The 8,278-nt window shown below is 45.5% G+C and carries 9 protein-coding genes and 1 pseudogene; all 10 read right to left on the reverse strand.

Annotation, left to right across the window (positions count from 1 at the left end):
• Nucleotides 1–59 precede the first annotated feature (59 nt).
• Nucleotides 60–530, reverse strand: coding sequence for a hypothetical protein (locus ACQY26_RS06990; RefSeq protein ID WP_428048423.1), 471 nt, complete (start codon nt 528–530; stop codon nt 60–62).
• 22 nt (nt 531–552) lie between these two features.
• Nucleotides 553–1,803, reverse strand: coding sequence for a diaminopimelate decarboxylase (lysA, locus tag ACQY26_RS06995; protein ID WP_428048424.1), 1,251 nt, complete (start codon nt 1,801–1,803; stop codon nt 553–555).
• A 10-nt stretch (nt 1,804–1,813) separates the two neighbouring features.
• Nucleotides 1,814–2,533: an LPS export ABC transporter ATP-binding protein gene (gene lptB / locus ACQY26_RS07000; RefSeq protein WP_428048425.1), complete on the reverse strand. Its 720-nt coding sequence runs from the start codon at nt 2,531–2,533 to the stop codon at nt 1,814–1,816.
• Nucleotides 2,514–3,242, reverse strand: a complete 729-nt coding sequence (locus ACQY26_RS07005) for an LptA/OstA family protein (protein ID WP_428048426.1) — start codon at nt 3,240–3,242, stop codon at nt 2,514–2,516. Before ACQY26_RS07005 ends, lptB begins: the two co-directional genes overlap by 20 nt.
• Nucleotides 3,239–3,799, reverse strand: a complete 561-nt coding sequence (gene lptC / locus ACQY26_RS07010) for an LPS export ABC transporter periplasmic protein LptC (RefSeq protein ID WP_428048427.1) — start codon at nt 3,797–3,799, stop codon at nt 3,239–3,241. The genes ACQY26_RS07005 and lptC overlap by 4 nt, the downstream gene beginning before the upstream one ends.
• A 1-nt stretch (nt 3,800) precedes the next feature.
• Nucleotides 3,801–4,799: a KpsF/GutQ family sugar-phosphate isomerase gene (locus tag ACQY26_RS07015; protein ID WP_428048429.1), complete on the reverse strand. Its 999-nt coding sequence runs from the start codon at nt 4,797–4,799 to the stop codon at nt 3,801–3,803.
• Nucleotides 4,787–4,960, reverse strand: a complete 174-nt coding sequence (locus ACQY26_RS07020; RefSeq protein WP_428048431.1) for a hypothetical protein — start codon at nt 4,958–4,960, stop codon at nt 4,787–4,789. The genes ACQY26_RS07015 and ACQY26_RS07020 overlap by 13 nt, the downstream gene beginning before the upstream one ends.
• Nucleotides 4,945–5,845 (reverse strand): annotated as a pseudogene (locus tag ACQY26_RS07025) (3-deoxy-8-phosphooctulonate synthase). The gene ACQY26_RS07020 and the pseudogene ACQY26_RS07025 overlap by 16 nt, the downstream one beginning before the upstream one ends.
• 82 nt (nt 5,846–5,927) lie before the next feature.
• Entirely contained in the window at nt 5,928–7,298 is a 1,371-nt protein-coding gene (locus tag ACQY26_RS07030; RefSeq protein ID WP_428048433.1) for an MATE family efflux transporter, read from the reverse strand.
• Nucleotides 7,299–7,395: 97 nt separating this feature from the next.
• On the reverse strand, nt 7,396–8,217 hold the full coding sequence (locus ACQY26_RS07035) for a DNA primase (protein WP_428048435.1): 822 nt from the start codon (nt 8,215–8,217) through the stop codon (nt 7,396–7,398).
• Nucleotides 8,218–8,278: the final 61 nt, after the last annotated feature.

Raw genomic sequence — 8,278 nt, forward strand, 5'->3', positions numbered from 1 at the left:
CCCTTTGCAAGGGAAGGTTTAAGGATATTTGCCGCATCTGCAGAACCCTCTGCAGAGGCTTAATCGAATTCAGTGCTACTGCAATAAGCAGCGCTAAAATTGTGGAAAGAGGCACTGTAAGTACACAAAGTAAAATCGTGTTCTTTAAACAGGTCAGGAACTTGTTGTACTGGAACAAGTTCCACAGCAACATTTTGTCGGTCTAAAGCTTTTGAGCCTGGCGTTAAAAGCCCTATGAATGGAACTAACCAAACAAATATACCTACCAGATCCAATATTCCTGTGGTACTTAAGTTCGAATCTATCATAGAATAAGCTGGATAATAACCTTCAGCTTGAGCCATTATTTGAACATTTTGATTTCTTTTTGCTGAAAACATTGCTGTTCCATGTCCAACCATTTCGCCATTTGCAAATATTTTTGAATTGGGAACGTTTGTCATTATGCTAACATTTTGTCTTGAGCCGACAAAACAAGAGCAGCCATTTAAATATATCATCGAAATAAAAAATATGAATATTTTTTTCATAAGTGTATTTATAATTTATAATCTACTTCATCAGGTCAAGCTGGGCTTCGGCCATTTCTTCAATGCTTTGGCGTTTGCGGACTATTTTAAACTTAGATCCTTCCACCATAACTTCCGGCGTAAGCGGCCTGAAGTTATAAGTGCCGCCCATACTGCTGCCGTAGGCTCCCGCACCCATTATCGCCACAAGTTCGCCGTGTTCAAGCTGGGGCAGTTCCCTGTTTTTTGCGAAGGTGTCTCCGCTTTCGCAAACCGGGCCGACGATATCGTATTTCTTCATTACGCGGTTGTTCCAATCCCTGACGGGCAGGATTTCATGCCAGGCGGAATATAAAGCCGGGCGCATAAAATCATTCATGGCGGCGTCGATGATTAAAAAATCCTTCCTGCCGCTTTTTTTATTATAAAGTACGCTTGATACCAATATCCCGGCATTGGCCACTATTTTGCGGCCCGGTTCCAAAATAATATGTTTTTTGAGCGGGGAAAGGTACTTGTCAACCAATTTTGCGAAAGCTTCCGTACGGACGGGTTTATCTTCTTTATAATTATAAACTACGCCCAAGCCGCCGCCGATATCGATATTTTCAATGGTTATGTCGTTCTTTTCCAGTTCTTTAACCATTTTAACGAGTTTTTTGAAGGTTTCCTCAAAAGGTTTTAAATCCAATATCTGCGAACCTATATGAACCGCTATGCCTTTTATTCTAACGCCGCTCATCTCTGCGGCTTTTTTGTAAAGTTCCAAAGCGTCCGGCCATAAAATGCCGAATTTATCCGTAACGCGCGCCGTGGTTATTTTATCGTGGCTGTGCGCGTCTACGCCGGGATTAATCCTTAAAGCTATATTTGCGCGCGTGCAAAGCCTTATTGCGGTTTGGTTGACGGCCTCAAGCTCTTCCGCGGATTCAATGTTTATTTGTTTGATTTCGTTTTGTATGGCAAGGCTGATGTCTTTTTCCGTTTTGCCGACGCCGGAATAAACTATTTTGCCGCCGGGAATGCCGCATTTTAAGGCAAGATAAAGTTCCCCGCCGCTTACCACGTCCGCGCCGGCTCCGCAGGCGGCCAAAGTTTTGATTACTGCTATATTGTTGTTGGCTTTTACGGCGTAGCATATCGTAGCTTTGGGAAAGGCGTTTTTGAATTTGGCGAAGTTCTCTTTCAAAGCTCTTTTGCTGTAGCAGAAAAACGGAGTCTGCACTTTTTTGGCGACTTCCCTTATGCTTACGTTTTCCATATATAAAAATCTTTCTTCGTAATTAAATGCCATAAAAAACTCCTTACATTTTAAAGTCTTCGCCCAAGTAAAATTTGCGCGCGTTGGCGTCGTTGAGCAGGGTGTTTTGATCGCCTTCCACAAGGATTTTGCCGTCGTAAATAAGATAAGCCCTTTCCGTCAGCGGCAGGGTTTCGCGCACGTTGTGATCGGTAATTAAAACGCCGATGCCTTTATCTTTAAGTTTAAAAATCATCTGCCTAAGTTCGGAAACGGTAATAGGGTCTATACCGACGAAAGGCTCATCCAATAAAATAATTTTTGGGTTGCTTATCATGCAGCGCGCTATTTCCATTCTGCGTTTTTCTCCGCCGGAAAGCGTCCAAGCTTTTTGTTTGGCCAGACGGGTAAGGCCGAATTCTTCCAAGAGCTCCGCCACTTTTTGTTTTTGTTTGTTTTTATCTGGTTCAATGCGTTCCAAAATAGCCAAAAGATTGTTTTCCACCGTGAGCCCGCGGAAGATTGTCGGTTCCTGCGCAAGGTAGCCCAAGCCGTGGCGCGCGCGTTCGTACATGGGCAGCGGGGTAACGTCTTCCCCGTCTATAAAAACTTTGCCGGAAGTCGGTTTTATAAAGCCGACAAGCATATAAAAACTTGTGGTTTTACCCGCCCCGTTAGGGCCCAGCAGGCCGACGATTTCCCCTGAGCGAACGTAAATATCCACGCCTTTTACGACGCGTCTTTCTTTATAAACTTTTTCTATATTAGAAGATCTGAGTTCCATCTTTTTGTCCTTGAGTGTATTTTGATATATCCTCGGCGGGCGTTATCCAGCCGCGCACCCCGCCGGAAGCTTTATAGACGCCGTTTTTATTGTCTGCGGCAATGACGTCAGCCTGAAGGGCGTAGTCGCCGTCGTCGTTGAAGCCGAACAGCGTCGGTCTTCTTTTCTCGGCGGTAAAAACGCCGGAGGGCACGTCGTAAGTCATTTCGCCGGCATAGAGTGTATTGTTTAAGTCGCTGAGTTCGCAGTCGCCCTCGGCTTTAAATAATTTAAATTTATTTGAAAAATCTACTCTGTCGGCGTATAAGTTAAAAGTATTGTTCGGATTGGCGAAAGAGGCTTTAATTTGCTTCTTCTTTGAGCCTTGAGCGTAGCCGGAATCTTTTTTGCGGTTGAAAAACACTTTTGCCGCCTGCAATGAAATCGTCTGCCCGTCCTGCGACCTTTGGGCAAAAACGTTTCCGCTTAAAGTATAGACGTTTAAGCTTCTTTGGGAAAGCGCTCTGTCCGCGGAAATCTTATAATTTTCGTTTTCATAATGAACGTTGCCGATAAATTCCTCCTCCGCTTTATCCTTGCGGATTATCCAGCGGTCGCTTTTAACCATGCCGCCCAAAATGGCGGAAAGTTCTTCGGTTTGCTGTTTTTGTGCAAACGCCGCGCCGGAAAGTAAAGCCAATACGGCGGATATTAAAATAAATTTTTTCATAGTTCCACCGGGCCTTTGTCAAAATCGCGAAGTTCTTTGGGCAGTTGGGTTTTTTGACGATAAAGCTGTATTTCGGAAAAGTCCGCGTTGGCTTCCAGAGCCTGCCCTTTTACTGTTACGCCGCCCCTTTTTAAGGTTACGGGTTCGTCAGTCCACACTTTGCGCGTTTTTGTGTCGTAGTACATTTTTGAAGTTTTTATCGTTGCGCCTTCGCTCAAAGAAACGCCCGTAACTCCTCCGCTTAAAGTTATAAGGCCTTTATTAAATTCATAAGAACCTTTGTCGGCTTTGATTGAGGAATCTTCCTTCCCTCCGGTTTTATTAACAAGCTTGGGGGCGGTAAGGACGACTTTCTGCTCCTCGTCGTAATAATCGGCCGATTTTGTGGTAAGCAGCCATTTGCTTTCTCCCATTTCGGATTCGGATATTATTACGTCCTCCCCGCGCTGAAGCGGGCCGGAGGGGGGCTGGGAGGAGTTTTTTTCCCCGCAGGCCGCCAAACACGCCGCCGCCAGCGAAATGGTAAAAAAGAGTTTTAAACCGCTTAACTTAATCATTTTATTTTTTATCCGTAAGAGCTATAAATTCTATAAGATTGTCCTTATCCAAAAAGCCTATTACTTTGCCTTCGCCGTCCGTTACCGGCGCATTATCGATTTTTTTGTCATTGATGATTTTAGCCGCTTCAACCGCCGGTGTTTCAGGCTGAAAAGCGAAAGGCGAATGCGTCATGACTTCCGTTATTTTCAGCTTTAAAATATCCTGCTGTTTTTGAAGCGCGCGTCTTAAATCCCCGTCGGTAAAATAACCTTTAAGGCGGCCTTCGCCGTCTACGACGCTGGCCGCGCCGGATTTATTTTTGGTCATTACCAGCAGTGTATCCTGCACCGTGGCGTTAAGCGGCACCGTCGGATTTTTACCCGTAAACATAATGTCTTTTACGGTGTAAGTAAGCAGTTTGCCAAGCGATCCGCCCGGGTGAAAAAGCGCAAAATCTTTCTTTTCAAAATGTTTGATTTTCATCAAAGCTATAGCCAAAGCGTCCCCGCAGGCGAGCATTGCCGTTGTTGAAGCCGTCGGCGCAAGATTGTACGGGCAGGCTTCCCTTTCCACAACAACGCCTATATGCAAATCGGACATTAAAGCCAAATTGGATTTGGGGTTGCCCGTCATGGAAATTATTTTGACTTTCTCTTTTTTCAGCGGCATAAGGATTTTGCTTATTTCTTCCGTTTGGCCGGAAAAAGACAAAGCCAAAACCAAATCCTGATTGGTAATCATGCCCAAATCGCCGTGCAGAGCCTCGGTAGGGTGGACAAAGAAAGAAGGCGTACCGGTGGAAGCCAAGGTGGCGGCTATTTTGCGCCCGATATGTCCGCTTTTGCCTATGCCGATAAGCACCAGCCTGCCTTTGCAGGCGGCTATTGTTCTTACCGCTTGCACAAATTGCCCGTCTACGGCCGCGCCGGTTGTTTTTAAGGCGTGTTCTTCGGTTTTAAAAACTTCTTTAGCTATGGAAATAATTTCTTCGTCCGTGTATTGTTTCATTTCAGCCATGGTGTAAGCTCCGTGGGTATTTGCCTTTTGTGATAAGGCCTTTCAAGTTTGTTTAGGCCGTAAATCAAAATCGTAAAAACTACAGCCAAAAGGCAGTATAAAACGCCCAAAATTTTTAAAGTTTTTATAAGTACGGTTTTAAATTTTATTTCTTCAGACATTTCTTCGCCGCGCGGTCTATGATTTGCGTTTGGCTTATCATAGTGAAAGTTTCTTTCATGTCAAGGGAATTGGCGCTGTCCGACAAAGCCTCGGGCGGATTTGGGTGCGCCTCAAAAAATATCCCGGCTATGCCGACCGCCGCCGCGCTTCTGGCCAATGCGAAAGCAAAGCTTTTATCCCCGCCTGTCCCGCAGGCCAAAGCGCCCGGTTTCTGCAGGGAATGCGTCAAATCGAAAATGACGGGATATCCCGTGCGTTTCATAATCTCCAAAGAGCGCATATCCACTATCAAATCCCCGTAGCCGAAGCTTGCCCCGCGTTCCGTCAGCATTATTTTTTTATTGCCGGTGCTTTCTATTTTTTTGATTATATTGCCTATGCTCGCCGGCGGCAGGAACTGGCCTTTTTTGACGTTGACGATTTTGCCCGTTTTGCCGGCCGCCAAAAGCAAATCCGTCAGGAGCCATGAACTGTCCTTTTTTGATGTTGACAGGCAGTCCGGTTTTTCCGGCGGCAAGGAGAAGATCCGTCTGACGGCAGAGAAATGCCGGTATCTGCAGAATATCGGCGCCTTTTGCGGCCTTTTCGGCCTGCCAAGGTTCGTGAATATCGGTAAGGACGGGCGCTTTAAGCAAAGCCTTGGCTTTTGCCAAAATCCGCAGGCCTTCTTCTATGCCGGGGCCTCTGTATGAGGAAACGGAAGTCCTGTTGGCTTTGTCAAAAGAAGCCTTTAAAATAAATTTTACGCCGGCTTTGTCCGCCGCGGCTTTAATTTTTTTTGCCGCTTCGAGATAGGCTTTTTCGCCCTCGATTACGCATGGCCCGCCTATATAAACCAGCGGTCCCTCGTTGGAAATTTTTATATGGCCTGTTGATATAATCATACTACTAACATATTAGCATATTTTTATACGCCGTTTCGGGGGGAAAATCAACAAAACGCGGGGGCGGAAACAGCCTTTGAGCTTAAGGCTTGCGCCTGGTAAAGAAAAAGCTTTGTTTATGTTTTGCAAAGTATTTGTTAAGCAAATAAACCGCCAAAATTACGGAAATCAAATCCGCCGTCGGCGGAGCGTAAAAAACGCCGTCAAGCCCCATGAATAAAGGCAGTATCACCACCAAAGGCATCAGCAAAAGAACCTGCCTTGAAAGGCTCAGCACTCCGGCTTTTACCGGCTTGTTTATAGCTTGGAAGAAGCTTGTGGCGAATATCGGTATGGAAGTAAGCGGCAGCATTAAGTGGAAAATCCTTAAAGCCCTTGAGGAAAGCTCTATAAGCTGTAAATCGTTTGCGTCAAACAGGCTTACTATCTGCCGCGCGAACACCTGTATTATTATAAAGCCTATCAAACTTAATCCCATGCCCCAGCGTATCGCCATTTTGAGCGTTTGTATCGAGGTAGCGTATTTCTTTGCGCCGTAATTGTAGCCTATAAGGGGCTGCGCACCCTGGCTGATGCCGATTAAAGGCATAATTACTATTGTGTTTACGGCTATTACCACGCCCATGGCCGACACCGCTATATTGCCGCCGTATTTTATAAGCGCGTGGTTCAGTATTATATTAAGCGTACCGCTGGCTATTTGGAAGATAAACTGCGCCAAGCCTACGGTTACGCTGTCCTTAAAAATATCAAAACGGGCGTTGAGGTATTTTAAGCGTATGCGGTAATTGGCGCGCCTGCCCGTAAAAAAGGCCATTATCCAAATAAAGGATACAAGCTGGCCTATAACTACCGCCCAGGCCGCGCCGGCCATACCCCAGCCAAACTTAAAAATAAACAAAGGCGCAAAAATTATGTTTATGCATGCGCCGATAATCTGTGTCGCCATTGCGGTTTTGGGGTTTCCGCTTGAGCGGATAAAATTGTTTAAACCGAGCCCGATTATAAAAAAGAAGTAACCGAAAAGTATCGGCCTTGCATAAGCTTGGGCATAGGGCATAATTTCCGGCGTGGCGCCCATAAAAGCCAAAATTTTATCAAGGAATATATAGGAAACGGAAATTTCCAAGGCGGCTATCAAAACAAGATAAACGAATGCGTTGCCCAAAATCATTTGGGCGTCTTCGTAGCGTTTTTCCCCAAGGCGTATGGAAAACAAAGCGTTGCTGCCTACGCCTATAAGCATACTGAAAGCTATGAATATCAGGCCCATGGGGAACAAAATGCTTATGCCCGCGATACCCAGGGAGCCGACTTCATTGCCTATAAAAATTCTGGAAGCTATATTATAAAGCGCGTTTACGAACATTCCCGCCACGGCCGGTGCGGAAAATTTTATCAGCAGCTGGCCTAGTTTGCGCGCTTTAAAAGGATTTTTTGCGATTGTTTCCATCACATATATTTTATCAAATTATGCTTTTCGCCTTTTTATGGCGGCAAGTCCGCTTTTTGATATAATAAACTAAGTTAAACGGCGGGCACTCCGCTTTTTAATGTAAGCCTTTTGGGCTTATAAACAATTTTTCTGTTTTTGGAATCCTATGAAGAATAGGAAGAGCTGTCGGGATACTGACGGCATTCTTGCAGTCCAAAAACAGTCGTTTTAGGCAGGTAAATTGAAGGGTCGCTCCCTGATTTTTATCTGCCGAATGCTCCTTGCCGTACTTTTGTATGAATTCATCGGGGTCAACGCCTACCGGCAGCGAAAGCGCGCGCACTTCAAGAGATGCCGCTGTCAGAATGGGGATGGCTCTGTTTGTCGCCTTTCGTCCGGCTTCATCACCGTCGTAGCATATAACGACCTTGCTTTTGTATTTTTTCAGCATCGCCGCCTGTTCCTGCGTAAAAGCCGTACCGAGGCCTGCAACGGCGGATGTGAATCCTGCGGCATGCAACGCTATAACGTCTGTATATCCTTCGCAAAGGATAAAATAATCCTCTTTTGAGTTTTTCGCATAGTTCAAGGCAAAAAGGTTTCTGCCTTTCTTAAATGCGGGTGTATCGTTTGTATTTAAATATTTCGGTTTTTCATCTCCGAGCGCTCTTCCTCCAAAGGCAACAACGTTGCCTGCAGGGTCGATTATCGGGAAAATGAGCCGTCCTCTGTAATAATCAAAAAGCTTACCGTTTTTACCCTCGCCGCAAAGAAAGCCTTCTTTCATTTCAGCGGAAGTATATCCCAAGGAACGCAAATGATTCGCAAGGACACCGTAAGAATCCGGACAGTACCCTATTCCGAACCGTTTGCCGACAGCCCCGGAAAGTCCTCTTCTTTGCGCATACTCCGTTGCATTTTTATATTTTCCCAGCACTATTCCTTGCAAATTGGTGGCCTAACAAGTAGAATCATAGAGAGATTACATGTGAATCCTG

This window comes from Candidatus Proelusimicrobium excrementi (assembly GCF_937881865.1).
Classification (GTDB): Bacteria; Elusimicrobiota; Elusimicrobia; order Elusimicrobiales; family Elusimicrobiaceae; genus Proelusimicrobium; species Proelusimicrobium excrementi.